The sequence below is a fragment of the Ruegeria sp. BHSB196 genome, assembly GCF_059613135.1.
In genome coordinates this window covers 1-24,468 of record NZ_JBXWRY010000002.1, presented here as the reverse complement: position 1 = coordinate 24,468, position 24,468 = coordinate 1, and the positions used below count along the sequence as shown (strand labels likewise).

The following is a 24,468-nucleotide window of genomic DNA, read 5'->3' as shown; positions in this document are numbered from 1 at the left end:
AGCTTGTTGTCGCTGGCATGGCAACCCACTCTTGGCCAAGTCACCAAGGAGTCCCGCCATGCCCACCGAACGCATTACCTTTGCCGGCCATGACGGCAACCAGCTTGCCGCGCGCCTGGATCTGCCCGATGGGCCGGTTGTTGCCACGGCGCTGTTTGCGCATTGCTTCACCTGCTCCAAGGACATCCCCGCCGCGCGTCGGATCGCGGCCCGTCTGGCGGCGATGGGCATTGCGGTTCTGAGGTTCGATTTCACCGGTCTGGGGCATTCCGAGGGGGAATTCGCCAACACCACCTTCACCTCGAACGTGGACGACCTGGTTGCGGCGGCGCGGTATCTATCCGGACGGGACATGGCGCCCAGCTTGCTGATCGGCCATTCACTGGGCGGGGCGGCGGTGCTGCGCGCGCGGGCCGGTATTCCGTCGGTCAAGGCGGTGGTGACACTGGGGGCTCCGGCCGATCCAAGCCATGTCGCGCATCATTTCGAAGAAGCGATTCCGCGGATTCAGGCCGAAGGCACCGCCGAAGTGCAATTGGGCGGCAGGCCCTTTCGCATCGGCAAGGCGTTTGTCGACGATATCTCCGAAGCCTCCCTGACCGAGGCCATCGGCGGGCTCAAGGCCGCTTTGCTGGTGCTGCACGCGCCCCGCGATGAGACCGTGAGCATCGACAATGCCAGCCAAATCTTTCTGTCCGCGAAACACCCCAAGAGCTTTGTCACCCTGGACGATGCCGATCACCTGATCACGCGCGCCGCAGATGCCGAATATGCCGCCGAGGTGATTTCGGCCTGGGTGTCGCGCTATCTGGGCTTGTCGCCGCCCGCGCCGCCGCCCGGAGCGCCCGAAGGCGTTGTCCGCGTGACCGAGGCGGATCCGAACGGGTTCCTGCAGGACGTTCAGTCCGGCCCGAACCATCATGCCGTGGCGGACGAACCGGTGTCTTACGGCGGGACGGATCGCGGCATGTCGCCCTATGGTTTCCTGGCGGCCGGGCTTGGGGCCTGCACGTCGATGACGATCCGCATGTATGCCCGTCGCAAGGGCTGGCCTTTGAAAGGTGTGAGCGTCGATGTCTGCCACGACAAGGTCCATGCGCAGGATGCCGGGCTGCAATCCGACGGCAAGATCGACCATTTCCGGCGCAAGATACGGTTGGACGGGCCGCTGGACGCGGAGCAGCGACAAAAGCTGCGTGAGATCGCGGACAAGTGTCCCGTGCATCGGACCCTGGAAGGCGCATCCCACGTGACGACCGAGCTGGTGCCATAGGTCGATTTCCGTGACGGGTTTGGTCCACGCGCCTCAAAATCGCGAATTGGCCATGACGTGGAGCGGCCTTGGCCTCAAAAAAAAACCGCGCCCGGCGATGCCGGACGCGGGGTGTCGTGCATTATCGCGTGGATCAACCGCGGGCGCTGCCGACCAGTTTCCAAAGGCCCGGGATCAGAAGCGCTGCGAGAACGAGTTTGATCGCGTCGCCAACCAGGAACGGCGTCAGGCCCCATTCGAGGATCGGCTTGTCCCAGCCATAGAGCTGGCCCAGCCACAGCAAGCCGGGAACGTAGATGACGACATTGGCCAGAACCAGCGCCAATGCCATCTTGCCGAAGCTGCGGTCCCAGCCACGAGCGGCCAGGGCGCCCAGCAGCACGGTGGCCAGCAGATACCCCACAAGATAGCCGCCAGTGCCGCCCATCATGTAGGTCAGGCCGTATTTTTCTGCCGAGGAGTTGGCGAAAACGTCAAAGCCCAGCGCGCCGACCAGCAGATAGCCCAGCATGGTCACGAGCCCGAGGCGCGCGCCATAGGCCGTGCCGATGGTCAGCACGGCGAACGTACCCATGGTGATCGGAACCGGCCACATCGGCACTTTGATCTTGGCGGCCACCGCCAGGGCGACGATGCCCAGCGCCACCAGAACCACCTGTTTGACCCGCAGGGCCGTTCCTTCGCGCGGGCCGATTGCGTCGGCCAGAACACTCATGTTCATTTCATGGTCTCCCAGTTCTCTTTGGTATTGGCACACAGGAATGCCTTGTCACGCCCGGTGCTGCAAGTCGTTTCCTTCACCGCCGCGCGAATTCCGTCTGCATTTCGTAGGACTTGCGCGGGCCGGAAACGGACCACCGGACCCTCCAGCACGGCCAGCCGGAAAAATCATAGGCGGCGTCATAGCTGTCGGGGGCGCAGTCATGGTGATCGCTCGACTCACGTTGACCTAGGGTAAACTTATGAAAATAACGGCCATCTTCAAAACGTATCAGGATATGCTTCGACTCCTGATGCCACAGGTAACGGCGCGTCCCGCGCATGGGAGGCTGCCCGGGCACACGGAGTGCAAGTTCCTCGTCATAGACAAAGCCATCGCCGCTGCGACGCAGCGTCGCGACCCCCTGCCCTTGCAAGGCATGGCCGGCAAGGCGGTCGTCGATCACCCGACTCAGCGCCCATTCGCCTTCGAAATCCGCGATCGTCCGGGGCAGCGTCACCGTGCGTAGTCTCCATCGGTGATGTCGCCGCCAGGCCCGATGAACCGGATGGTTTCGCCCTGGCGTTCAACGTCGTAGCAGGCCCAGACATCCGAGGGTGGCCAGAGCGAACAATACTGGTCGTCCCGTACGGCCCAGCGGCCGATGCTGGGACGGTCCGAGACATACAGGGTCTCCATCGTCGGCTCGAAACTCTGCCGCGCGCCGTCCCGATAGTGCAGCGTGTGCCCGGCGAGCGCGGCAAGAATCTCATCGCCGTTCAGGTGCTGGAACCCATCGGCCAAAACTACCGAGGGCGCTGTCGCCAGAATCAGGGCAAACCGTCTCATCCGCGCTCTCCTGCCTTGTCCATGCGTCCGCGCGAGTCTAAGACCCGCGCCATCGCTCCTGCCAATCACAAAAAGGTGCCGTTGCCAATGATCCCCCGCTATTCCCGCCCTGACATGGTCGCCATCTGGTCGCCCGAGACCAAGTTCCGCATCTGGTACGAGATCGAGGCGCATGCCTGCGATGCCCAGGCCGAGTTGGGCGTGATCCCCAAGGCAAATGCCGAGGCGGTGTGGAAGGCCAGGGATGTCGAGTTCGACGTGGCCCGGATCGACGAGATCGAGGCCGTCACCAAGCACGACGTGATCGCCTTTCTGACGCATCTGGCCGAAATCATCGGCAATGATGAAGCGCGGTTCGTGCATCAGGGCATGACCAGCTCGGACGTGTTGGACACCACGCTGAACATCCAGTTGGTGCGGGCGGCCGACATTCTGCTGGCGGACATGGATCGGGTGCTGGCGGCGCTCAGGAAACGCGCCTACGAACACAAGGACACGGTTCGCATCGGGCGCAGCCACGGCATCCATGCCGAGCCAACCACGATGGGCCTGACCTTTGCCCGGTTCTATGCCGAAATGGACCGCAACAAGAACCGCCTGGAAAAGGCGAGATGGGAAGTGGCGACCGGCGCGATTTCGGGCGCGGTCGGAACCTTCGCCAATATCGACCCAAGGGTTGAAGAGCATGTCTGCGAAAAGCTGGGCCTTCGGCCCGAACCGATCAGCACGCAGGTCATCCCGCGCGACCGCCACGCCATGTTCTTTGCCACGCTGGGGGTGATCGCCAGTTCGATCGAGAACATCGCCGTCGAGATCCGCCACATGCAGCGCACCGAAGTGCTGGAGGCCGAGGAGTTCTTTTCCAAGGGTCAGAAGGGCTCGTCGGCGATGCCGCACAAGCGCAACCCGGTCCTGACCGAAAACCTGACCGGGCTGGCGCGGCTGGTGCGCATGGCGGTGATTCCGGCGATGGAGAACGTGGCGCTGTGGCACGAGCGCGATATCTCGCATTCCTCCGTCGAGCGTGGAATCGGCCCGGACGCCACCGTGACCCTGGATTTCGCGCTGAACCGGCTTGCGGGCGTGATCGAGAACCTTGTCGTCTATCCCGACAATATGCTGGCCAACATGAACAAGTTCCGCGGTCTGGTGATGTCGCAGAGGGTGCTGCTGGCGCTGACCCAGGCCGGCGTGAGCCGCGAGGACGCCTATCGCCTGGTGCAGCGCAACGCGATGAAGGTCTGGGAGGACGGCAAGGACTTCAAGACCGAGCTTCTTGGCGATCCCGACGTGACGGCGGCGCTGAGCCCCGCGAAAATCGAAGAAAAGTTCGATCTCGGCTATCACACCAAGCATGTCGACACGATCTTTGCCCGAGTCTTCGGAGAGTGAGCCGAGACATCCGGCGCAAGGTGCCCGTTTCGTTCCAAGATCCGTGCCGAAAAGGCTCGCTTTGCCAGATCGCGGGAAAACGGGTATGATGCGATTGAGAGTCGTTGGAGGAGACATGCGATGACGATCAAGACGCTCGCCTGCGCCGTGGTCCTAGGGCTGACGGCGTCCGCCGCGCTGGCCTGCCAGGCGCATCAGCAGCAGGCTCAGTCCTGTGCGCCGGGCACTGTGTGGAACAGCGAAACCCACAGTTGCGTGGAAGAGGTCAACAGCTGAACCTGACCTCACCGAAGTTTGAAAAGAAGCGGGCCACAATCGGCTCGCTTTTTTCGACTTGAGGCTATGATAAACACGAAATGATCATTTTGAATCGGAGTCCTTCGATGCGCTTGTTGCTTGCCACCGCGATTGCCTTTTCCGGATTTGCCCTTGCCCCCACCCATGCCGAAGCCGCGGGCGGCGGCAGCGCCAACCCGCCAACGACGACAAAGACCACCAAGAAGTGCCTGTTCGGCCGGGTCTGGGACGTGGACACGCAAAAATGCGTGAAACCGAACAGAACCAACTTCACCGACGACGAACTCTACGATGCCGCGCGTGAACTGGCCTATGACGGACAGTACGAACATGCCCAGAACGTGTTGAGGGTCATGGACGATCAGCAGGACGACCGCGTTCTGACCTATTGGGGCTTCACATACCGCAAGATGGGCGAAGTGGAACTTGCCAACGCGTTCTACCAGCAAGCGATCGACGCCAATCCCGACAATCTGCCGGCCCGCAGCTACATGGGCCAGGGTTTCGTCGCCGAAGGAAAGACCGCGCGCGCCATCGAACAATGGCGCGAAATCAAGGCCCGTGGCGGCGAAGGCACATGGCCCGAGACCTCGTTGCGGGATGCGATCCGGACCGGCCTGACATACAGCTATTGAGCTTCAGCCTTTCTTTACCTGCGCGCCACTATCCTCGCGGTCGGAATGACAGCGTTGGATGATGCAGGCAATGCGGAACGGCAGTGCTTTGGTTCAGGCGGCACCGGCTGGTCAACGCCTCGGTGCCGAATGTGATCCGCCGGAAGAACGGCGTGTGCCCCGGGATCTGACCAATCTGGAAAAGGCGGCGGTCGTCGTGCGGCTACTTCTCAACGAAGGGGCGGATATCCCGCTGGAAGAGTTGCCCGAAGACCTGCAGGCGCGTCTGACACAGCAGATGGGGCGCATGGGATTGGTGGATCGCGTCACCCTGTCCGCCGTAGCGCAGGAGTTCGTGGAAATACTCGAGGGAATCGGACTCGCTTTTCCGCATGGTCTGGCCGGGGCGCTGGATGCGATGAATGGCAAGATCGGCGCTGCCACGGCGGCGCGGCTGCGCAAGGAGGCTGGGGTTCGGCAAGCGGGCGACCCCTGGCAGCGCCTGCGGGCGCTGGACCCTGACGAACTGGCCGCCATGGCCCAGGCGGAAAGCACCGAAGTGGCTGCGGTGCTGCTGTCCAAACTCGACACGCCAAAGGCCGCGGCCTTGCTTGGCAAGCTGCCTGGGCCGGTGGCGCGCCGGATTACCTATGCCGTCTCGCAGACCGCGAATGTCACGCCCGAGGCGGTGGACCGGATCGGCTGGTCGCTGGCCGCGCAACTGGACCAGCGGGCGGTTCCCGCCTTCAAGGAACCGCCGGATGCCCGGGTCGGCGCGATCCTGAACCAGTCTCCCGCCGCCACGCGTGACGGACTGCTGACCGCGCTGGACGAGGAAGACGCGGAATTCGCCAGCAATGTCCGCAAGGTGATCTTCACCTTCGCCCATATCCCGTTGCGGCTGAACCCGCGCGACGTGCCCGCGGTGCTCCGAGGCGTCGAGCAACCGGTTCTTGTGACGGCCCTCGCCGGGGCCGAAAGCGACGGCGACCGGACCGCGGCGGAGTTCCTGTTGTCGAACCTCTCCAACCGGATGTCCGAAAACCTGCGCGAGGAAATCGGTGAGCGTGGCAAGGTCAAACCGTCCGAGGCGGAACAGGCCATGACCGAGATCGTCGGGGCGATCCGGGCGCAGGTCGATGAGGGCGCGATAACCCTCGTCGAACCGGAAGAAGAGGACGTCTGAGTCACACCTGGAACGTCGCGGCATTCCTTCCTGGACGGATGGACCGACGCAGCGCGTCGGCTTATCAATCCTCATGCGACCGGCTCTCTGTCCCCTTCCCTGCCCGCGGATTCCCGCATGAGCGCCCATGCCAGCCGCGCGATCCCCTACATGGTGCTCGCGATCCTGTGCTTTTCGCTGATGGATGCGTCGGTCAAGGCTCTGGCGCCGCAGACCGGTGTGCTGCCGGCGCTGTGGGTGCGCTATGCGGGTCAGATGGCGTTCGTGTTGCTGCTCGTCCTGCCGCGACTGCACCAGGTGGTGCGCACCCGCTATCCCGTTCAGCAATTCCTGCGCTCGCTTCTTCTGATGGGGGCGACCGCCTTTTTCTTCACCGGGCTGAGCCGCATCCCGCTCACCGATGCTGCCGCCCTGATGGCCATCAATCCGGTGCTGATCACACTGGGTGCCGCGCTTTTTCTGCGCGAACCCCTTGGCCCCCGGCGCATCACCGGAATCGCGGTCGCGGCTCTGGGTGCGCTCATGGTGATCCGGCCCGCATCCAGCGTGTTCCAACCCGCTGCGCTGTATCCCCTCGGCGCCGCGGTCTGTTACTCTTCTTACGCCTTGCTGACGCGCCGCGTCGGCCCGGACGAAGACCCTTGGACCTCGTTGTTTTATACCGGACTGGTCGGCACGGTCCTTCTGACTCTCATTGCACCCGCGCAATGGCAAACGCCGGACATTGCGGGTTGGGGCCTGATCTTTCTGGTGGCGGGATTCGGCACGATGGGCCAGATGCTGCTGATCCGCGCCTTCAGCCTGGGTGAGGCGGCGATGCTGGCACCCTACGCCTATTCAGGTCTTGGCTTTGCGGCCGTATGGAGCGTGGTGTTCTTCGCCGAATACCCCGACCTCTGGACCGTTTTCGGCACGCTTGTGATCGCGGGGGCGGGTCTGTATGTGTGGCACCGCGAAACGCAACTCCGGTGAGATCACTCAATGCCCGTCGAAAAATCGGAACTCAGCCGTTTTGAACTCGCGCAGTATTACCTGGCAAACCTGTTTCTCAAGGGCGTCATCGGCGGTATGCACCTTTTGCCCTATGACCGCCGGATCGGCGCGATGGGGGGCCTCGTGCGGACGCTGGCGCCGCTGGTCGGGTTTCGCAGGCGGGTCGAAAGGAACCTGAAGCTCACCTGCCCCGATCTGCCGGACGCGGAAGTTGACCGGATCTGCCGACGTGTTCCGGACAATGCCGGGCGCGCGATCATGGAGCATTTCTCGCCCGAGGATTTCGCCGCGCGTCAGAAGAACGCCAAAGTGTCCGGGTCCGGTGTCGCCGCTTTCGATCAGGCCGTGGCCGACGGGCGGCCGACGATGATGATCACCGCGCATTTCGGGCACTATCTGGCCGCCCGAATCGCTCTGCAGACCCGCAGCGGAAAACCCATTGGCTGCCTCTATCGACGCATGGCAAACCCCTATTTCAATGAAATGTACGTCGATGCCTTTCATCGCACCGGCGAGCCGATGTTCGAGCAAGGCCGGCGCGGCATGATGGAGATGGTGCGGTCGTTGAAACAGGGTGGGATCATCGCCATCGTGTCCGACCTGCACGCGCATGGCGGCGAGGAGTTGACCTTTTTCGGCAAGCCCGCCGTCACCTCGGTTCTGAATGCGGAACTGGCGATCAAGTACAAGGCGGTCATGATTCCGTGCTATGCGATCCGGCAGCCGAACGGGCTGGATTTCGAGATCGTGCTGCACGATCCCGTGCCCCATTCCGATCCCAAGACGATGACCCAATACATCAACGACGATCTGGAATCCGTCGTGCGTCAGCATATGGGGCAATGGTTCTGGATCCACCGCCGCTGGAAAGCCTGGAACGGGCTCGGTGTTCAGCCCGAGGAAATGCCCTGATCACTCGGCCCGAGCCGCGGCGATGATGGGGCCGTGATCGGCGCGCTGCACCAGAACCACCGCCGGCAGATCCGGATCGAGTGTCGCCGTATAGGCCGCGGAGTCCGAACCGTCCCACTGACCGGCGATCTCCCAGCTTTCGACGACATTGGCATAGTCCAGATCATGGCCCGCCAGTTCGCCACGCTTGATCGACGCGTGACGCAGCGGCGTATACTGCACCACCTGAACATCAAAGGTGTCTCCTGGGGGCACGGCCAGAGGGGCAACCTCGATGCGGATCGTGTCATCGTTTCGGGTTGCCGAAACGCGTGCGACCGGTTCGGCGGCGCTATGGGCCGCGATCAGGCGCGAAAGCTCCCGCTCCTTGGCGCCGACCACATCCTGCTGACCATTCACGACCATCTGCGGCGTGTAGATCATCGTCCGCCCGCCCTCGCGCGCATAGGCCTTTTGGCGCCGGGTGTGCGCCGGGTCGGCATATTCGTCCTTCCACCCGATATAGTCCCAATAATCGACATGCAGCGCGAGGCCGATGACATCGTCCCGTTTTGCCAGGTCATGCATGAGGCGGTCGGCCGGCGGGCAGGACGAACAGCCCTGCGACGTGAACAGTTCCACCACGACCGGGTTGCCCTCGGCTTGCGCGGCAGAGGCGATCATGACCCAGCAGGCCAGGGCGGCAGCGGTCGATTTCAGCATCTTCGTTTCCGATAGCGTTGGTGTTCCCCCCGGTTTAAAGCGCCGGCGCATCAATCGCCAATCAAGGTTTGTTGAGGCCAAATCGGCGTGATTGCGAAAAAATGTGTGCAATGGTATACAAAAATTGCCGCACCCCCTGCCTTCGACCTTGAACGACAGCCCGCCGTGATGCAGTAAGCCACCAGCGAATCCCATTTCCACGCCATTTGAGAGGGAGGCCACGGATGCCCATCAAAGTTGGACAGGATAGCGCCAAGACACGCAAGACGCTCAGCGTGAATGGCACGTCCGTTTCGTATTATTCGATCCCCGCCGCGCAAGAGGCCGGTCTGGGCGATTTCTCGCGGCTCCCGGCTGCCTTGAAAGTGGTCCTTGAAAACATGCTGCGGTTCGAGGATGGCGGTTTCTCGGTCTCGGTCGAGGACATCAAGGCGTTTGGCGAATGGGCCGCCAACGGCGGCAAGAATCCGCGTGAGATTGCCTATCGCCCCGCCCGCGTGCTGATGCAGGACTTCACCGGCGTTCCCGCCGTCGTGGACCTGGCCGCGATGCGCGACGGTATCAAGGGTCTGGGCGGCGACGCGCAGAAGATCAACCCGCTGAACCCGGTCGATCTGGTCATCGACCACTCGGTCATGATCGACGAGTTCGGCAACCCGCGCGCCTTCCAGATGAACGTGGACCGCGAATACGAGCGCAACATGGAGCGCTACCAGTTCCTGAAATGGGGCCAGAGCGCGTTCAACAACTTCCGCGTGGTGCCGCCAGGCACCGGCATCTGCCACCAGGTGAACCTGGAATACCTGGCCCAGACCGTCTGGACGGACACCGACCAGAACGGCGACACGGTTGCCTATCCCGATACGCTGGTCGGCACCGACAGCCACACCACGATGGTCAACGGCATGGCTGTTCTGGGCTGGGGCGTCGGCGGGATCGAGGCCGAGGCGGCGATGCTGGGTCAGCCGATCTCGATGCTGATCCCCGAGGTCGTCGGGTTCGAGCTGACCGGCCAGATGGTCGAGGGCACCACCGGCACCGACCTGGTTCTGAAAGTGGTCGAGATGCTGCGCCAGAAGGGCGTGGTCGGCAAGTTCGTCGAATTCTACGGCGAGGGTCTGGATCGTCTGCCTCTGGCCGACCGGGCCACGATCGCCAACATGGCGCCCGAATACGGCGCGACCTGCGGCTTCTTCCCGATCGACAACGAAACCCTGCGCTACCTGCGCAACACCGGCCGCGACGAAGACCGGGTTGCACTGGTCGAAGCCTATGCCAAGGAGAACGGGTTCTGGCGCGACGAGAACTATGCGCCGGTCTACACCGATACGCTGCATCTGGACATGAGCACCATCGTCCCGGCGATTTCGGGGCCGAAGCGTCCGCAGGACTACATCCCGCTGACCAACGCGCAGGAAGCCTTTCGCAAGGAAATGGCCGAGACCTTCAAACGCCCGATGAACAAGGAAGTTCCCGTCAAGGGCGAGGACTACACGATGGAGTCGGGCAAGGTCGTCATCGCCTCGATCACCTCGTGCACCAACACCTCGAATCCCTATGTGATGATCGGCGCGGGCCTGGTCGCGAAGAAGGCGCATGAACTGGGCCTGAACCGCAAGCCCTGGGTCAAGACCTCGCTGGCGCCCGGGTCGCAGGTCGTGTCCGAATATCTTGAAGCCGCCGGCCTTCAGGAGCATCTGGACGCCATCGGCTTCAACCTGGTCGGCTATGGCTGCACCACCTGCATCGGCAACTCCGGCCCGCTGCAGCCCGAGATTTCCGAGGCCATTGCCGAGGGCGATCTGGTCGCCACTTCGGTCCTGTCGGGCAACCGCAACTTCGAAGGCCGCATCTCGCCGGACGTGCGCGCCAACTACCTGGCCTCGCCGCCGCTGGTCGTGGCCTATGCGCTGGCGGGCACCATGGATATCGACATGGCCAATGGCGTGATCGGTCAGGACAAGAACGGCAACGATGTCTACCTCAAGGACATCTGGCCCACCCAGACCGAGATCGCGGAGCTGGTCGAAAAGACCGTGACGCGCGAGGCGTTCCAGACCAAATACGCCGACGTCTTCAAGGGCGACGAGAAATGGCAGTCGGTCGAGACCACCGATGCCGAGACCTATGACTGGCCGCCGACCTCGACCTATATCCAGAACCCGCCCTACTTCCAGGGCATGGGCCCCGAGCCGGGCACGATCTCGAATATCGAAGGCGCAAAGATCCTGGCCATCCTGGGCGACATGGTCACGACCGACCACATCTCTCCGGCCGGATCCTTCGCCACCACCACGCCCGCCGGCAAGTACCTTCTGGACCGCCAGGTGCAACCGCGCGAATTCAACTCCTATGGATCGCGCCGTGGCAATCACGAGGTCATGATGCGCGGCACCTTCGCCAATATCCGCATCAAGAACGAGATGCTGGACGGTGTCGAAGGCGGCTACACCAAGGGCCCCGATGGCGAGCAGACCTCGATCTACGACGCCTCGATGGCCTATCAGGCGCAGGGCACCCCGCTGGTCGTCTTCGGCGGAGAACAGTATGGCGCCGGTTCCTCGCGTGACTGGGCGGCCAAGGGAACGGCGCTGCTGGGCGTGAAGGCGGTGATCGCCGAGAGCTTCGAGCGCATCCACCGGTCGAACCTGGTCGGCATGGGCGTCATTCCGTTCGAGTTCACCGGCGGCGACAACCGCAAGTCTCTGGGGTTGAAAGGCGACGAAACGGTGTCGATCCACGGTCTGGACACCATCCAGCCGCTGCAAGAGGTGCCCTGTACCATCGTCTACGGCGACGGCACAGAGAAGACCATCCAGTTGAAATGCCGGATCGATACCGCGCCCGAGATCGAATACATCGAGAACGGTGGCGTTCTGCAGTACGTTCTGCGCAATCTCGCGAAAGCGAGCTGATGCCTGCCGACTTCCGGCTTGACGGGCGCCTTTCGGGGCGCCCTTCTTCTTTCAGGCAGGCGTGAGGCGGAAATGACCAAAGTGGCACTTGTCACTGGCGGCGCGCGCGGAATCGGGCGCGCCATCGTGGAAAACCTCCTGGCAGACCACCAGGTGGCGCTGACCTGGAACCGAACGGAACCCTCGCCGGATCTCTTGACTACCAACGAGGGTCTGGCCCTCCAGTCCGATCTGACGGCTGAGGATCAACCGAAGCAGGTGATTGATCAGGTCTTGCAGCGATTTGGTCGGCTGGACGTAATCGTCAACAATGCGGGTCTGGTGTCATCGACACCGAAGGACAAGTTCGACGCCAACGCGCACCGTTCCATTTTGGATCTCAACATCCTGGCGCCCGCCGCGCTGCTGGCCGCGGCTTTGCCCCACCTGAGATCGGGCGCGGCACTCGTCAACATCTCCTCGGTCAATGCAGTGCTGCCGCCGCGGGATGTCGCCGTGTACGGCGCAAGCAAGTCGGCATTGAACCTGTGGACGCGCGCCATGGCCAAGGAGCTGGGACCGCTGGGCATCCGCGTCAATGCCGTCGCCCCCGGAGCAATCAACATTCCCGAAGCGCCACGCCCCGATGATCTGACCGAATTGTTCGTCAGGGACACCGCCCTGGGTCGGATCGGTGCACCCGAAGACGTCGCGCGCGCGGTGCGGTTCTTGGCCTCGGAAGAAGCGTCTTTCATTACCGGTGAGGTTTTGACGGTTTCCGGCGGCTATCGCCTTTAGGATGCGCCTTCAGCCGCCCGCGGCCTTCTCCATCGCCGGGCGAAGGCGGTTCTCCAACTCGCGTTGGGTCAGCGGCCCGGCGATCCGCAGCACGATCTTGCCTTCGCCATCGACAAGAAATGTCTCCGGCACGCCGTATACGCCCCAGTCGATGTTCATGTCCTGGGTCGAAACGCCGACCGCGCCATAGGGGTCGCCGAGTTCTTTCATGAAGGCCAGCGCGTTGTCGGGATCGTCTTTGTAGTTTGCCCCGAAGATGGTGATGCCTTCCCGTTTCAGCGCCTCGAGATTGGGATGCTCGACCCGGCAGGGCGCGCACCAGCTGGCCCAGAAATTCACCAGCTTCAACTCTCCGTCGCGCAGATCCGCATCGGACCACAGCGCCTTGTCTCCAAGCTGAACCAGATCGACCTGCGGTGCCGGTTTGCCCGCCAGGGCAGTCGGCAGTTCGTCCTTGTTCTCGCGCATCATGCCGAACCCCGCCAGCAGAACGAAGGCGCCGAAGATCAGGGGCGGCGCGATCATCAGCGGAGAGACCTTAGCCATCGCGCGACACCCTTTGTTCGACCTTCTCCATCTCGGCGCGCACCTTGCGCCCGCGCAGGATGCTGAACACCACCAGCGCCACCAGCAGCACCAAGGACGCGGCATAGGCCGACAGCACCGTATCGGCGTATTTTCCCAGATCCGGCATCATGCGTTCACCCTTTCCCGCGCCAGAAGCGCCTTGATCCGCCGCGCCCGGATCTCGGTTCCGGTGCGGTAGAAGACCAGCGCGATGAACAGAAGCACAAATCCGATGATGCAGAGCAGCAGCGGATAGAAATAGATGTTGCTGACCTTTTCTTCGGTGTCGGTGCCGGTGATCGCCCCCGCGCGCATGACCGACGCGCCCTGATGCAGGCCCTGGTTCCAGAAATTCACCGCATAGCGGCTGAGAATGGCAAAGACCGAACCGACCAGGCACAGCACCGAGGTCAGATCGGCGGCGGTGTCCGGGTCTTCGATGGCTTCCCATAGCGCGACGTAGCCGAGATAGAACAGGAACAGGATCAGGAACGAGGTGAGCCGCGGATCCCAGGCCCACCATGTGCCCCACATCGGCTGCCCCCAGATCGCGCCCGTTGCCAGCGCGATCAAGGTCATGACGATACCCACGGGCGCAGCGGCGCGTGCGGCCAGCGCACTGACGTGATGGCGGCGCACCAGCCAGACCAGCGAGGTGGCCAGCATCATCAGCCAGCAATTGATCGCCATGAGCGCCGAGGGCACATGCAGATAGATGATCTTGACGGTCGAACCCTGCTTGTAGTCGTCCGGGGTAAAGAAGAACCCCCAGACGAGGCCCACCACCAGGCAAACCGCGCTGGAAACCCAGAAGAACGGCAGCACGCGCTCGGTCGTGGCCAGGAACTTTTTCGGGTTGGCATATTCCCAGAGGGAATTGGCTTTGGTTGCGAAAGTCATGGCGCTTATCTAGTCCGAGTCGGGCGCATTCTCAATTGACATTGATCAACGGAACAGCGTGTCACCGCAGATTGATCCGAAGAACGGCCGCGCTGGCGAAGGGCAGCAGCGCGATCGTCGCTGCGGTAATGCCGGCCAGCATCAACAGCGGCGTTGCGGTGTCCATCCCGGTCGCGCCCCGTCGGGCGACTTCGGCCCCGAAAATCAGCGTGGGCACGTACAAGGGCAGAACCAGCAGCGACAACAACAATCCGCCGCGTTTCAGACCGACGGTAAGCGCCGCGCCGAAGGTGCCGATCACGCTGAGCGCGGGCGTGCCGACCGCAAGCGACACCACGAGCCAGAAAAAGCCGGGAACGGGAAGGTTCAAGAGCACCCCCAGAACCGGCGCGGCCAGCACCAGTGGCAGGCCGGTGGTGATCCAGTGCGCCAGCGCCTTGATCGTCACCACCGATTCCAGCGGCAGTGGCGCGGTCGCCAGAAGGTCGAGCGAGCCATCCTCCCAGTCCAGCGCCAGAAGCCGGTCGAGAGACAACAGGCAAGCCAGAAGCGCGCCGAGCCAAAGAACGCCCGGCGCGATGGTCGAAAGCAACGCGGATTGCGGACCCACCGAGAACGGCACGAGCACCGTCACGATCAGAAAGAACGCGAGCCCCAGGCCGAAGCCGCCGCCGGCGCGGAGGGCGAGCGTCAGGTCACGCTTGAGCAGGGCGATCACAGGAACCCTCCGTCGAAGTCCTCGATGGGCTGCGGTTTTGCTTTGTAGGGGCCGACATCCAGAACCTCTCCGTCAAGACCCAGGTCGATATGGGTTGCGATCAGGGCCGAACCGCCCTGCCCCAGATGGCTTCGCACCGCATCCGCGAACTTCGCCACCGCATTGCGGTCGAGCGACACGGTAGGTTCATCCAGCATCCAGATCGGCCGCCCTGTCACCAACAGCCGCGACAGGCCCAGACGACGCTTTTGGCCCGCCGACAAAGTGCCCGCCTGACGATCCGCCAGATCGTCCAGATCGAACGCATCAAGAGCTGCCCGGATGTCGTTGATGCCGAAGACCGAGGCCCAGAACCTGAGGTTCTCCGTCACGGTCAGGGTCGGTTTCAGCCCGTCGGAATGCGCCGCATAGGCGATCCGGTCGTCCGCCCCCGAGATCGCTCCGGATCTCGGCGGCTGCAAGCCGGCCAGCGTGCGCAACAGCGTTGTCTTGCCGATTCCGTTCGGGCCGCGCAGGATCAGCGCCTTGCCCGGTTCGAGCGAAAAACTCAGCCCTTCGAGGACGGTCACGCCGCCGCGGGTGATGGCCAGGTCGGAAACGGTGAGTGTCATGGTTTCCGCTTATCCCATTGGCGGCGGGGGCAAAAGGACGGATTTGCCGCAGCGTGTCGCAGACGGGCCGTCAGACCGGGATGAGGGCAAGCGCCACGCGGCGGCCTTCGGAGAGGAGCACGTTGTAGGTGCGGCAGGCCGCCGGAGAATTCATGGTCTCGACGCCCATGCCCACCCCTTCCAGCTTGTGTCGCAACGCGTTCGGAATGGGCGCCATCTCGGCCCCGGTGCCGATGAACAGAACGTCGATCGACTCGGCCAGTTCCAGCAGGGGCGTGTCATCGTCAAAGCCGCCCCAGGCGCGGGTGCCCCCAGGCCCGGTCAGGACCGCATCGTGATGCACCTGGCCGCCGATGCGGAAAAAGCCCGGACCATAACCGTCAACCGGCTGGGCATCGGTGTAGGACACTTCGTTCAGACGCATGTCCGTCATCCTTCAATCGAGTATCGGCAGGCCCGAAATCACCGCCGCCGCGATCACCGAATACGCGGCGATCCGGTAGAGTCTTTCCAGCGACGGATCGAACAGCGCCTTGCCGATCAGGGTGGTCACAAGATACGGGATCGTCAGCAGAATGACCATCCAGACGGTTGCGGACCCGGCAAGCCCTCCGAACAGGATGTTGGTGACGATCACGACGTCGAGCATGGCCAGAAAGATGATCGTGTTGGCCCGCACCTTGCGCACGTCCCGCGCATTGGCCAGGTAGAAGACGATGACCACCGGCCCGGTGAGGCCGGTCATGCCGCCGACCGCCCCCGCCCCGCCGCCGATGGCGAAGCGCCCCGGCCAGCCCAGCCGCCCATGCCAGCGCCATCCGGTGATGACCGCCAGCAGGGTGAGACCGATGACCGCGCTCGCCACCCATCGCAGCGTCGTGGGATCGAGCGTGATCATGATCCACAAACCCGCCGGAACCGCGACCGCAGCCGCAAAAGCCAGGGTGCTGACTTCGGCCTTGTCGCATTCGCGCCAGGCTTGCGGAGCCAGCGCCAGGGTTGAGAAGATCCCGGTCGCCGCCATGAGGAACACCACGTCCGGGGCCGGCAGGAACTGCGTGCCGACCGGGACAAAGATCATGGCGGTGCCGAACCCGGTGAACCCGCGAACAAGGCCGGCGGCCCCGATCGTGAACATCATCCATTCGAGGCCCGGCAGCGCCAGGGCCTCGAGCAGGCCATCAGGCATCGATATTGGCAAACTGGTTGCCGGAGGTGTTCGAGGGCTTGGACCAGTCGCGCTTGACGCCGAGCCACAGCAGAATGGTCGATGCCACGAAAACCGAGGAATAGGTTCCTACGATCACGCCCCAGATCATCGCAAAGACGAAGCCGCGGATCACGTCGCCCCCAAGAACATAGAGCGAGATCAGCGCCAGCAGCGTCGTGACCGAGGTCATCACCGTCCGGCTGAGAGTTTCGTTGATCGAAAGGTTCAGAACGTCCTTGAGGTCTTTCTTCTTGTACTTCCGCAGATTCTCACGCACCCGGTCGAACACGACGACGGTATCGTTCAGCGAATAGCCGACGATGGTCAGCAGCGCGGCGATGATCGCCAGATCAAACCTGATCTGCAGTTCCGAGAAGATGCCGATGGTCAGGATCACGTCATGCACCAGCGCCGCCACCGCGCCCAGCGCGAATTGCCACTCGAAGCGCAACCAGATGTAGACCAGCACCGCGCCGATGGCGAGCACGACCGCGATCACCGCGGTCTGGATCAGTTCGCCGGACACCTTGGGACCGACGGATTCGACGGAAACGAACTGGATGTCGGGGACGACCCCGCGCAAGGCGTCCTCGACGCTGGCGATCGTGGCCGCTGACACCGCCTCGTCGTCTTCCTGGGCCTGAATGCGGATCATCGCGACGTTTTCATCGGCGCCGAAGGTAGGGTCGAAGATCTCGGTGATGGTAACGTCACCAAGCTCCAGCGGCGTGATGGCATCGCGATAGACCCCAACGTCGATCTCCTGCGCGCTCTGCGTCCGGATGGTCGTGCCGCCGCGGAAATCGATGCCGAAATTCAGCCCCTGGATCAGAAAGGACGTAAAGGCGACAACCACCAGCAGGGCCGAGACGCCCAGCCAGATCTTCCACCGGCTGAAGAAGTCGAACGAGGTTTCCTTGGGAACAAGTCTCAGTCGCATGTCAAACCTCGATCGTTTTCGGGCGGCGGCGCTCGAACCACATCACGATCATGAGCCGTGTCACGAAGATCGCCGTGAACACCGACGTGATGAGGCCCAGTCCCAGAGTGATGGCGAAGCCGCGCACCGGCCCGCTGCCCATCGCGAACAGGATCACGGCGGTGATGAAGGTGGTGATGTTGGCGTCCAGAATTGCCGACAACGCCTTTTCATAGCCCAGTTCGATGGCCCGTGCCGGTCCTTTGGCGGTCTTGAGTTCTTCCCGGATGCGCTCGAAGATCAGCACGTTGGCATCGACGGCCATGCCGACCGTCAGAACGATCCCGGCGATGCCGGGCAGCGTCAGCGTGGCCCCGATGAGCGACAGCAGGCCAAAGATCAGACCCACGTTGATGATCAGGGCGACGTTGGCGAACAGTCCGAACAGACCATAACTGAGCGCCATGAAGGTCAGCACCGCGGCGAAGGCCACGATGGTCGCCACCTTGCCGGCGTCGATGCTGTCCTGTCCAAGCTCGGGACCGATGGTGCGTTCCTCGAGAAAATCGAGCCCGGCCGGCAAGGCGCCCGCACGCAGCAGGACGGCCAGATTCGTGCTTTCCTCGACCGTGAAGTTGCCGGTGATGATGCCGGACCCGCCGGGGATGTGCGACTGGATCACCGGGGCCGAGATCACCTCGTCATCCAGCACGATGGCAAAGGGGGCGCCCACGTTGTCGCGTGTGTAGTCGCCGAACTTGCGCGCGCCGGTGGTGTTGAAGCGGAAATTCACGGCCGGCCGGCCGTTCTGATCGAAGGACGGTTGCGCATCCACCAGTTCTTCGCCGGTCACGACTGGCGCGGCTTCGATCGTGTAGAACACGCCCTCTTCGTCCAGCGCCGGAACGATCTTCTCTCCGACACCCGCCGATGCATCCGGATCGGTGCCGCGCGAAACGACGGGGTTGAAGGTCAGCTGGGCCGTGGTGCCGATGATTTCCTTGAGTTCGGATGCGCTTCCGATGCCCGGCACCTGGATCAGGATGCGATCCGCGCCCTGACGCTGGATGGTGGGTTCGCGCGTGCCGACCTCATCGATGCGTCGGCGGACGATTTCCAGGGCCTGACGCACGGTTCGGTCGTCCGAGGCCAGTTTCTCGGCCTCGCTGAGTTCAACCACGATCGTATCGCCTTCGGCGCGCACCTCGATGTCCGACGCCCCTGCTCCCGTCAGCGTCTGGATCGGGCGTGATAGGCCGCGCACCACTTCGAGCGCGCGGGCCATGCCTTCGGGCTGGCTGATCTTGACGCGAATCTCGTCCGTGGCCGAGGGTTGTTTGCGGATCGTGCCGATCGTGGCGCGTTCGTCACGCAGAGCGTCGCGGATCTCGGGCCACATGGCCTCCATGCGCGCTTCGTACACGTCACCGACCTGGACTTCGGCCAGCAGGTGCGCACCTCCGCGCAGATCCAGACCCAGATTCACCAGCGAAGACGGCATCCAACTGGGCCATTCGCCGGCAATCGCCTGCATCTCGGGCGTATCGTTTCCCAGCTCGATCGCCGCTCTGGCGTCGTTGGACTGTTCAACGCGCGAATAGAACGCATTCGGCAGGGCCAGAAACAGACCAACCGCACAGATCAGACAGATCAGAACCCGCTTCCAGGTGTCGATTTGCAGCATAACCCTGCCTTTTCAAGGAATTGTCGGGCGACGTTATTTCGCGGGCTCGGTCTTGTTCAACACCTGTGCGATGGTCGACTTGACCACGCGGACCTTGACGCCGTCGGCAATCTCGACCTCGATTTCGCCGTCTTCCTTGACCTTGGCGACCTTGCCGATCAGGCCGCCCTGAGTCACCACCTGATCGCCCCTGCGCAGCGCCTCGACCATGGCCTGATGTTCCTTCATCTTCTTCTGCTGCGGCCGGATCAGCAAAAAGTACATGATCGCGAAAATCAGGATCAGCGGGAGAAACTGGGCGATTGCGCCACCATCCATGGGATATTCCTTTGTCTTGCAGAGGCGGGGCCAGTCCCGCAAATTTTGCCGGGAACCTATGCGCAGAAACTGGGCTTTGCAAGCCAAGCCGTTCCGGCTTGCCGTCGAAACGAACGGGATCCCTGCAGCTTACGGCATCCGACGCCGGTCAGATCGGCCTGGAGCGCCCATTTCGCCGGAACCGGCAAGCCGTCCGGGTCGGCGGCGACCGGCGTGCTGGCCTACGGATACTCTCGCCTGCACAGGCGGTTCTGGCCGTGCGGACAGTTCCCCTTTCCCGTCCTCCAAGCAGCGAGGGCGACGGTTCCGGTCTTGCAGAAAAGCGTCCGCCGCCGAGGGCGAATCCCGTCATCGCGCGTGGGAAGGTTTCATGGCGGCAAACATCACCAAGAAAGCCGTCGGTTTCCGACCTGCATGTCGCAAATCGTGTTGCGCGCTGGACGGGAATGCCGCCTAGCATTCCCTCGCGCAAGCCGCCAAGCGCGGGGGTTTCCCCCTGATTCCGGCCCGGATGGCGGCCCGGCCATTTCAGACAGAAGGAAAAGGCGCATGATGATGGTGCGCTGCTATCTCGCCCCCTCCGAGATCGAAGGGTTGGGCGTGTTTTGTCATGACGACATCGCCAAGGGTGACAAGGTCTGGCGGCACGACAGAATGCTTGACATCACCTTTCCCGAAAGCAAGCTCGACAATGTTGAGCCGCATGTGCGCGAGTTTCTGGAACGCTACAGCTACCCCGACATTCACCGTCCTGGCTATCTGATCCTGGAAAGCGACGAGGGGCGGTTCATGAACCATTCAATGTATCCGAACCTCGACTTCTCGGACGGAATCTGGGGCGTGGCGAAAGAGAACATTCCCGCCGGAACCGAGCTGACCTGCGATTATGCCGACTTTCTGACCGGCGAGATCGTGATGCAGCCGCCACGGCACCGCGTGGCGCGGATGGGAACCGTTCTCAACTGAAGACCGCAGGGGCCGGGTTGCAACGCCCAAGCCAATCTTGAAAAGTTCCGGTCAGGCGGCGCTACACCCCGCCTGCCGGATGGTGCATAACCGGGCCAGTGATTCACCGATCAAGGATCTGACCCATGCACGACATCCGCGCCATCCGCGATAATCCAGCCGCTTTCGACGCCGCCCTTGCGCGCCGCGGAGAGCCGCCGGTGTCGTCCGAATTGCTGCGCCTGGACGAAGAACGCCGCGCCAAGATCCTGGCGGCGGAAACCGCTCAGGCCGAGCAGAACAAGGCGTCCAAGGAAGTCGGCGCGGCAAAGGCGCGCGGTGACGAAGCCGAGTTCGAGCGGCTGCGGGCGCTGGTGGCAGAGAAGAAGGCCGAAATCGCCCGTATGCAAGGCGAAGCCAAGGATCTCGACGCGCTGCTTTCGGACCGGATGGCTCATATCGCCAACCTGCCCGCCGAGGATGTACCCGATGGCGCCGACGAGAACGGCAATGTCGAAATCCGGCGCTGGGGTACGCCCCGGGAATTCGCCTTTGCACCGAAAGAGCATTTCGAGATCGAGAGCGTCAAGCCCGGCATGGATTTCGAAACCGCCGCCAAGCTGGCGGGCGCGCGTTTTGTGCTGCTGTCGGGCGCGGTGGCGCGGGTTCATCGGGCGCTGGCCCAGTTCATGCTGGATACGCATACCGAGGAAAACGGCCTGACCGAAGTGAATGCGCCGGTCCTGGTGCTGTCCGAGATGATGCAGGGCACCGGGCAGTTGCCGAAATTCGGCGAGGACAGCTATCAGACCCGCGAGGGATGGTGGCTGATCCCGACATCCGAGGTGTCGCTGACCAACATCGTCAACGATTGCATTGTCGAGGAAAGCTATCTGCCGCGCCGCTACACGGCCCATTCGCTGTGCTTCCGATCCGAGGCCGGGTCGGCCGGCAAGGACACGCGCGGGATGTTGCGCCAGCACCAGTTCGAAAAGGTCGAGATGGTGTCGATCACGCATCCGGACAAATCCGACGAGGAACAGCAGCGCATGTTGCGCTGCGCCGAAGGCATTCTGGAAAAGCTGGGCATCCCGTACCGCACCGTCGTCCTGTGCACCGGCGACATGGGGTTCGGCGCGCGCCGCACCTATGACATCGAAGCCTGGCTGCCCGGTCAGAACACTTATCGCGAGATCAGCTCGGTTTCGACCTGCGGAGACTTCCAGGCCCGCCGCATGAACGCCCGCTTCCGCCCCGCTGGTGGCGGCAAGCCGGAATTCGTGCACACGCTGAACGGGTCAGGTCTGGCCGTGGGTCGCTGTCTGATCGCCGTTCTGGAAAACGGACAGAACGCAGACGGCACCGTGGCCCTGCCCGAGGCGCTGGCGCCCTATCTCGGCGGCAAGCTGACGCTGAAACCGGACGGAACTCTGGGCTAGATCTTTCGGCCCTTGCGGGACGAGAACGGCTGCAGGATTGAAGGGGAAAGCCTATTTCCCCTTCTTGCTGCACTTCTTGTCTTTCTTTTTGCCCTTGTCCTTCTTCTTGTCCTTTTTCTTGGACTTCAGCTTTTCCTTCGCCTTCTTGAAGGCGGCCTCCATCTCGGCCTTCTTGCGCGCCGCCTTTTCGGCCTTGGCCTTGGCCTTGGCCTTCTTGCGGGCTTTCGCTTCGGCCTTCTCCGCTTCGGCCACCGCGAGCGCGGCCAGCCGCTCGGCCTCGGCCCTCTCGGCGGCGGTGGGCGCCGATCTGCGGGCCGCCGGTTTGCGGGCGGCCGACTTGCGGACGGCGGGTTTGCGGGCCGGCGCCCGACGCGATGGGGTCTTGGTGGCCGGTTTCTCCGCTGCGACCTCCTTGGCGGCGGCAATCAGGATCGGCGCGCGGGTGGCACCGATACCGGGGACCGTCACCAACTGTTCAGGCGTCGCCTTGGCCAGATCGGCCGCATTCTTGTAGCCTTGGGCGTTCAGCGCCGCGCCAAGTGTTTTTCCAACACCGCGCACGTCGGTCACAGGTCTCATCGCTGGTCCTTTCCTTTTGTCCCCGGTTCGTCGTCTAACGTATATACATGGGATATACTCCGCCGCAAGGGCGGAGGACGACGACGCCAGATCCCCGCGCTTCAGCCGCTATGCGCCAGCCTTGCCTTGCGCGCGGGCTTGGGAAACGGAACCAGCCGTTTCGCGTCTTCATCCCAGAGTTTGAGGTTCAGCGCCGCCACCGCCTCGGGAAACTTGATGCGGCGCGGCGCATATTCGGGCGGCAGGTTGTAGTGGCAGGCGCGCAGCCGATAGGACGGAATGCGCGCGTTGAAGTGATGAATGTCGTGCAGCGTGATGCAGGCCACCGCGGCGTCGAACCACCACCCGAAATCCAGTGCGGACGAGCCTTGCAGCGCCGCCAATTGCGGATCGAGGTCCGGGCGGCGGTCCCAGTAGGTGTCCTCGAAATTGTGCTGAAGATAGACGAGAAACACGCCGATCATTCCGCCCAGCAGCGAAAAGGCCAGCCAGACCAGCATTCCGGTGGTTCCGGCCACGTAGTACAGCAGGCCCAGCAGCAGAACGATAGAAAGATTGTGGAGCACGACGCCCTTGACTCCGAACCGCTTGGTGTTCTTGGGCCAGCGGTAGCGGATGAAATAGGTGAACAGCGCGCCCAACGGCACCAGCAGGAACGGATTTCGGTACAGCCGGTAGAACAGGCGCGTCTTCCAGTCGGCGGCGTTCCATTCCCTGAGCGTCATGGTGTGGATCTCGCCGGTCTCGCGATGCTCCAGATTGCCCACGCCTGCATGATGCAGGTTGTGGTTCTGCTTCATGACCTCGAACGGAGCAAAGGTGAACGGGGACAGGACATGCCCTGCGATCTCGTTCTGCAGGCGCGTCTCGAACAGCGAATGATGGCCGCAATCGTGCTGCAGCACATAGAGCCGCACGGCGCTAAAGGCAAAGACGATACCCGCGGGAAGCATGATGTACCACAGATCCACAAACCGGATCGCCAGCCACAACGTTGCGAAATAGACGGCGAAGGTGCCGAAATAGCTGAACGCGGCGCGCCGGTTGTCCTGCACCGCATATTGCCGTGTATATGCCCTCAGATCCATGCCGTCCGCTCCCCAGCTTGGCCGGTCGAATTCATCCTCAAATTGGTATCGGCTTGTGCGATGGCAAGCCGCGCGCGTGAAAATCCCCGCACGCGCGCCGATGCTAACGCCATCAGCAGGCGATTGTCACGCCCTGCAATTGAAAACGCAGCAAATTGGCGCGGTTACGCCTTGCGTTTGAGATGCTTGGCCAGGGCACCGGCATTCTTCGCGCGCCGGCCCTTGTACGGGTTCTTGTCCCCCTGCCCGCGCATGGTCAGCCGGATCGGCGTGCCGGGCATGTCGAAATCGTCGCGCAGCCCGTTGACCAGATAGCGCGTGTAGCTGTCCGGCATCTTGTCCGGGTGCGAGCACATGACCACGAAGCCCGGCGGCCGCGTCTTGGCCTGGGTCATGTAGCGCAGCTTGATGCGTCTGCCCTGCGGCGCCGGAGGCGGGTGCTGTTCCAGCATCCCGGTCAGCCAGCGGTTCAGCGCAGCCGTGGGCACCCGGCGGTTCCAGACCTCATAGGCGCGCAGGATGGCGTCGTGCAGACGGTCGAGCCCCCGGCCCGTCTTGGCCGATACCGTCACCAGCGGCGCACCGCGCAGTTGCGGCAGCAGGCGGTCGAAGGCGGATTTGAGCGCGCGCAGCTTTTCCTGCTTGTGCTCTTCGACATCCCACTTGTTGACCGCGATCACCACCGCCCGGCCCTCGCGCTCGGCCAGATCGGCAATGCGCAGATCCTGCTGTTCGAACGGAATGGCGGCATCCAGCAGCACGACGACCACCTCGGCGAATTTCACCGCGCGCAACCCGTCCGAGACCGAGAGCTTTTCGAGTTTTTCCTGCACTTTTGCCTTCTTGCGCATCCCGGCCGTGTCGAAGATGCGCATCGGGG

At 63.1% G+C, this 24,468-nt stretch carries 28 protein-coding genes; 11 read left to right on the top strand and 17 right to left on the bottom strand.

The window, feature by feature from the left end:
- The first annotated feature begins 58 nt into the window (after positions 1–58).
- On the top strand, positions 59–1,273 hold the full coding sequence (locus tag AC2FNJ_RS01715) for a bifunctional alpha/beta hydrolase/OsmC family protein (RefSeq protein ID WP_496761915.1): 1,215 nt from the start codon (positions 59–61) through the stop codon (positions 1,271–1,273).
- A 133-nt stretch (positions 1,274–1,406) separates the two neighbouring features.
- On the opposite strand, the gene AC2FNJ_RS01710 is transcribed toward AC2FNJ_RS01715, so the two are convergent.
- From AC2FNJ_RS01710 to AC2FNJ_RS01700, 3 genes are all read right to left on the bottom strand, one after another.
- Complete coding sequence (locus AC2FNJ_RS01710) at positions 1,407–1,994, bottom strand: biotin transporter BioY (protein ID WP_496761914.1); 588 nt, start codon at positions 1,992–1,994, stop codon at positions 1,407–1,409.
- Between the two features lie 76 nt (positions 1,995–2,070).
- On the bottom strand, positions 2,071–2,493 hold the full coding sequence (locus AC2FNJ_RS01705; protein WP_496761913.1) for a DUF6314 family protein: 423 nt from the start codon (positions 2,491–2,493) through the stop codon (positions 2,071–2,073).
- Complete coding sequence (locus AC2FNJ_RS01700; protein WP_496761911.1) at positions 2,490–2,822, bottom strand: hypothetical protein; 333 nt, start codon at positions 2,820–2,822, stop codon at positions 2,490–2,492. The genes AC2FNJ_RS01705 and AC2FNJ_RS01700 overlap by 4 nt, the downstream gene beginning before the upstream one ends.
- A gap of 87 nt (positions 2,823–2,909) precedes the next feature.
- Here AC2FNJ_RS01700 and purB point away from each other — a divergent pair, with 87 nt between their 5' ends.
- The 6 genes from purB (at position 2,910) to AC2FNJ_RS01670 (ending at position 8,216) form a co-directional block, all read left to right on the top strand.
- Positions 2,910–4,214, top strand: a complete 1,305-nt coding sequence (purB, locus tag AC2FNJ_RS01695; protein ID WP_496761910.1) for an adenylosuccinate lyase — start codon at positions 2,910–2,912, stop codon at positions 4,212–4,214.
- Between the two features lie 120 nt (positions 4,215–4,334).
- Positions 4,335–4,490, top strand: a complete 156-nt coding sequence (locus AC2FNJ_RS01690) for a chitin-binding domain-containing protein (RefSeq protein WP_496761908.1) — start codon at positions 4,335–4,337, stop codon at positions 4,488–4,490.
- A 107-nt stretch (positions 4,491–4,597) separates the two neighbouring features.
- The gene (locus AC2FNJ_RS01685) at positions 4,598–5,146 is read left to right on the top strand and encodes a tetratricopeptide repeat protein (RefSeq protein WP_496761906.1); all 549 of its coding nucleotides are present in this window, start codon (positions 4,598–4,600) and stop codon (positions 5,144–5,146) included.
- A gap of 154 nt (positions 5,147–5,300) precedes the next feature.
- Positions 5,301–6,311 carry a flagellar motor switch protein FliG gene (locus AC2FNJ_RS01680; RefSeq protein WP_496761905.1) on the top strand — a complete coding sequence of 337 codons (1,011 nt, stop codon included), beginning with the start codon at positions 5,301–5,303 and terminating at the stop codon, positions 6,309–6,311.
- 117 nt (positions 6,312–6,428) lie between these two features.
- Entirely contained in the window at positions 6,429–7,283 is an 855-nt protein-coding gene (locus tag AC2FNJ_RS01675) for a DMT family transporter (protein ID WP_496761904.1), read from the top strand.
- A gap of 9 nt (positions 7,284–7,292) precedes the next feature.
- Positions 7,293–8,216 carry a lysophospholipid acyltransferase family protein gene (locus AC2FNJ_RS01670; RefSeq protein ID WP_496761902.1) on the top strand — a complete coding sequence of 308 codons (924 nt, stop codon included), beginning with the start codon at positions 7,293–7,295 and terminating at the stop codon, positions 8,214–8,216.
- Here AC2FNJ_RS01670 and AC2FNJ_RS01665 read toward each other — a convergent pair whose 3' ends face one another.
- Positions 8,217–8,918, bottom strand: coding sequence for a DUF1223 domain-containing protein (locus tag AC2FNJ_RS01665; protein ID WP_496761900.1), 702 nt, complete (start codon positions 8,916–8,918; stop codon positions 8,217–8,219).
- 224 nt (positions 8,919–9,142) lie between these two features.
- On the opposite strand from AC2FNJ_RS01665, the gene acnA reads away from it, so the two are divergent.
- Complete coding sequence (gene acnA / locus AC2FNJ_RS01660) at positions 9,143–11,833, top strand: aconitate hydratase AcnA (RefSeq protein ID WP_496761899.1); 2,691 nt, start codon at positions 9,143–9,145, stop codon at positions 11,831–11,833.
- A gap of 72 nt (positions 11,834–11,905) precedes the next feature.
- Entirely contained in the window at positions 11,906–12,610 is a 705-nt protein-coding gene (locus AC2FNJ_RS01655) for an SDR family NAD(P)-dependent oxidoreductase (protein WP_496761897.1), read from the top strand.
- A gap of 9 nt (positions 12,611–12,619) precedes the next feature.
- Here AC2FNJ_RS01655 and AC2FNJ_RS01650 read toward each other — a convergent pair whose 3' ends face one another.
- From AC2FNJ_RS01650 to yajC, 10 genes are all read right to left on the bottom strand, one after another.
- Positions 12,620–13,156: a DsbE family thiol:disulfide interchange protein gene (locus tag AC2FNJ_RS01650; RefSeq protein WP_496761895.1), complete on the bottom strand. Its 537-nt coding sequence runs from the start codon at positions 13,154–13,156 to the stop codon at positions 12,620–12,622.
- Positions 13,149–13,307: a heme exporter protein CcmD gene (gene ccmD, locus AC2FNJ_RS01645; protein WP_496761893.1), complete on the bottom strand. Its 159-nt coding sequence runs from the start codon at positions 13,305–13,307 to the stop codon at positions 13,149–13,151. The genes AC2FNJ_RS01650 and ccmD overlap by 8 nt, the downstream gene beginning before the upstream one ends.
- Complete coding sequence (locus tag AC2FNJ_RS01640; RefSeq protein ID WP_496761892.1) at positions 13,304–14,077, bottom strand: heme ABC transporter permease; 774 nt, start codon at positions 14,075–14,077, stop codon at positions 13,304–13,306. Before AC2FNJ_RS01640 ends, ccmD begins: the two co-directional genes overlap by 4 nt.
- A 61-nt stretch (positions 14,078–14,138) precedes the next feature.
- Complete coding sequence (gene ccmB, locus AC2FNJ_RS01635) at positions 14,139–14,795, bottom strand: heme exporter protein CcmB (protein WP_496761890.1); 657 nt, start codon at positions 14,793–14,795, stop codon at positions 14,139–14,141.
- Positions 14,792–15,406 carry a heme ABC exporter ATP-binding protein CcmA gene (gene ccmA / locus AC2FNJ_RS01630; RefSeq protein WP_496761889.1) on the bottom strand — a complete coding sequence of 205 codons (615 nt, stop codon included), beginning with the start codon at positions 15,404–15,406 and terminating at the stop codon, positions 14,792–14,794. The genes ccmB and ccmA overlap by 4 nt, the downstream gene beginning before the upstream one ends.
- Positions 15,407–15,476: 70 nt before the next feature.
- Positions 15,477–15,830 carry an Mth938-like domain-containing protein gene (locus AC2FNJ_RS01625; protein ID WP_496761887.1) on the bottom strand — a complete coding sequence of 118 codons (354 nt, stop codon included), beginning with the start codon at positions 15,828–15,830 and terminating at the stop codon, positions 15,477–15,479.
- Positions 15,831–15,842: 12 nt separating this feature from the next.
- Positions 15,843–16,595 (bottom strand): TSUP family transporter, encoded by a 753-nt coding sequence (locus AC2FNJ_RS01620; RefSeq protein WP_496761885.1) that lies wholly within the window; start codon positions 16,593–16,595, stop codon positions 15,843–15,845.
- A complete protein-coding gene (gene secF, locus AC2FNJ_RS01615) occupies positions 16,588–17,556 on the bottom strand; it encodes a protein translocase subunit SecF (protein WP_496761884.1) in 969 nt (322 codons plus the stop codon). Before secF ends, AC2FNJ_RS01620 begins: the two co-directional genes overlap by 8 nt.
- A gap of 1 nt (position 17,557) precedes the next feature.
- A complete protein-coding gene (gene secD, locus AC2FNJ_RS01610; protein ID WP_496761883.1) occupies positions 17,558–19,219 on the bottom strand; it encodes a protein translocase subunit SecD in 1,662 nt (553 codons plus the stop codon).
- A 33-nt stretch (positions 19,220–19,252) separates the two neighbouring features.
- The gene (gene yajC / locus AC2FNJ_RS01605; protein WP_496761881.1) at positions 19,253–19,537 is read right to left on the bottom strand and encodes a preprotein translocase subunit YajC; all 285 of its coding nucleotides are present in this window, start codon (positions 19,535–19,537) and stop codon (positions 19,253–19,255) included.
- Positions 19,538–20,086: 549 nt separating this feature from the next.
- On the opposite strand from yajC, the gene AC2FNJ_RS01600 reads away from it, so the two are divergent.
- Complete coding sequence (locus AC2FNJ_RS01600) at positions 20,087–20,503, top strand: SET domain-containing protein (RefSeq protein WP_496761880.1); 417 nt, start codon at positions 20,087–20,089, stop codon at positions 20,501–20,503.
- A 125-nt stretch (positions 20,504–20,628) separates the two neighbouring features.
- Positions 20,629–21,921 (top strand): serine--tRNA ligase, encoded by a 1,293-nt coding sequence (gene serS, locus AC2FNJ_RS01595; RefSeq protein WP_496761878.1) that lies wholly within the window; start codon positions 20,629–20,631, stop codon positions 21,919–21,921.
- A 51-nt stretch (positions 21,922–21,972) separates the two neighbouring features.
- Here serS and AC2FNJ_RS01590 read toward each other — a convergent pair whose 3' ends face one another.
- The 3 genes from AC2FNJ_RS01590 to AC2FNJ_RS01580 form a co-directional block, all read right to left on the bottom strand.
- A complete protein-coding gene (locus tag AC2FNJ_RS01590) occupies positions 21,973–22,500 on the bottom strand; it encodes a helix-hairpin-helix domain-containing protein (protein WP_496761876.1) in 528 nt (175 codons plus the stop codon).
- Between the two features lie 101 nt (positions 22,501–22,601).
- Entirely contained in the window at positions 22,602–23,588 is a 987-nt protein-coding gene (locus AC2FNJ_RS01585) for a fatty acid desaturase (RefSeq protein WP_496761875.1), read from the bottom strand.
- Positions 23,589–23,752: 164 nt separating this feature from the next.
- Positions 23,753–24,468: GTP-binding protein (locus AC2FNJ_RS01580; RefSeq protein WP_496761873.1), on the bottom strand; the 716-nt coding region annotated here is incomplete at its 5' end.

Bases quoted from the DNA above. Each gene is read 5' to 3' on its own strand.
- AC2FNJ_RS01675 (WP_496761904.1), top strand. From the start codon at position 6,429: ATGAGCGCCCATGCCAGCCGCGCGATCCCCTACATGGTGCTCGCGATC.
- ccmD (WP_496761893.1), bottom strand. From the start codon at position 13,307: ATGATGCCGGATCTGGGAAAATACGCCGATACGGTGCTGTCGGCCTAT.
- AC2FNJ_RS01710 (WP_496761914.1), bottom strand. From the start codon at position 1,994: ATGAACATGAGTGTTCTGGCCGACGCAATCGGCCCGCGCGAAGGAACG.
- AC2FNJ_RS01685 (WP_496761906.1), top strand. From the start codon at position 4,598: ATGCGCTTGTTGCTTGCCACCGCGATTGCCTTTTCCGGATTTGCCCTT.
- AC2FNJ_RS01690 (WP_496761908.1), top strand. From the start codon at position 4,335: ATGACGATCAAGACGCTCGCCTGCGCCGTGGTCCTAGGGCTGACGGCG.
- secF (WP_496761884.1), bottom strand. From the start codon at position 17,556: ATGCGACTGAGACTTGTTCCCAAGGAAACCTCGTTCGACTTCTTCAGC.
- serS (WP_496761878.1), top strand. From the start codon at position 20,629: ATGCACGACATCCGCGCCATCCGCGATAATCCAGCCGCTTTCGACGCC.
- AC2FNJ_RS01655 (WP_496761897.1), top strand. From the start codon at position 11,906: ATGACCAAAGTGGCACTTGTCACTGGCGGCGCGCGCGGAATCGGGCGC.
- AC2FNJ_RS01715 (WP_496761915.1), top strand. From the start codon at position 59: ATGCCCACCGAACGCATTACCTTTGCCGGCCATGACGGCAACCAGCTT.
- AC2FNJ_RS01640 (WP_496761892.1), bottom strand. From the start codon at position 14,077: ATGACTTTCGCAACCAAAGCCAATTCCCTCTGGGAATATGCCAACCCG.
- AC2FNJ_RS01620 (WP_496761885.1), bottom strand. From the start codon at position 16,595: ATGCCTGATGGCCTGCTCGAGGCCCTGGCGCTGCCGGGCCTCGAATGG.
- purB (WP_496761910.1), top strand. From the start codon at position 2,910: ATGATCCCCCGCTATTCCCGCCCTGACATGGTCGCCATCTGGTCGCCC.
- ccmA (WP_496761889.1), bottom strand. From the start codon at position 15,406: ATGACACTCACCGTTTCCGACCTGGCCATCACCCGCGGCGGCGTGACC.
- AC2FNJ_RS01670 (WP_496761902.1), top strand. From the start codon at position 7,293: ATGCCCGTCGAAAAATCGGAACTCAGCCGTTTTGAACTCGCGCAGTAT.
- AC2FNJ_RS01600 (WP_496761880.1), top strand. From the start codon at position 20,087: ATGATGATGGTGCGCTGCTATCTCGCCCCCTCCGAGATCGAAGGGTTG.
- yajC (WP_496761881.1), bottom strand. From the start codon at position 19,537: ATGGATGGTGGCGCAATCGCCCAGTTTCTCCCGCTGATCCTGATTTTC.
- AC2FNJ_RS01625 (WP_496761887.1), bottom strand. From the start codon at position 15,830: ATGCGTCTGAACGAAGTGTCCTACACCGATGCCCAGCCGGTTGACGGT.
- AC2FNJ_RS01700 (WP_496761911.1), bottom strand. From the start codon at position 2,822: ATGAGACGGTTTGCCCTGATTCTGGCGACAGCGCCCTCGGTAGTTTTG.
- AC2FNJ_RS01665 (WP_496761900.1), bottom strand. From the start codon at position 8,918: ATGCTGAAATCGACCGCTGCCGCCCTGGCCTGCTGGGTCATGATCGCC.
- acnA (WP_496761899.1), top strand. From the start codon at position 9,143: ATGCCCATCAAAGTTGGACAGGATAGCGCCAAGACACGCAAGACGCTC.
- AC2FNJ_RS01585 (WP_496761875.1), bottom strand. From the start codon at position 23,588: ATGGATCTGAGGGCATATACACGGCAATATGCGGTGCAGGACAACCGG.
- AC2FNJ_RS01590 (WP_496761876.1), bottom strand. From the start codon at position 22,500: ATGAGACCTGTGACCGACGTGCGCGGTGTTGGAAAAACACTTGGCGCG.
- secD (WP_496761883.1), bottom strand. From the start codon at position 19,219: ATGCTGCAAATCGACACCTGGAAGCGGGTTCTGATCTGTCTGATCTGT.
- AC2FNJ_RS01650 (WP_496761895.1), bottom strand. From the start codon at position 13,156: ATGGCTAAGGTCTCTCCGCTGATGATCGCGCCGCCCCTGATCTTCGGC.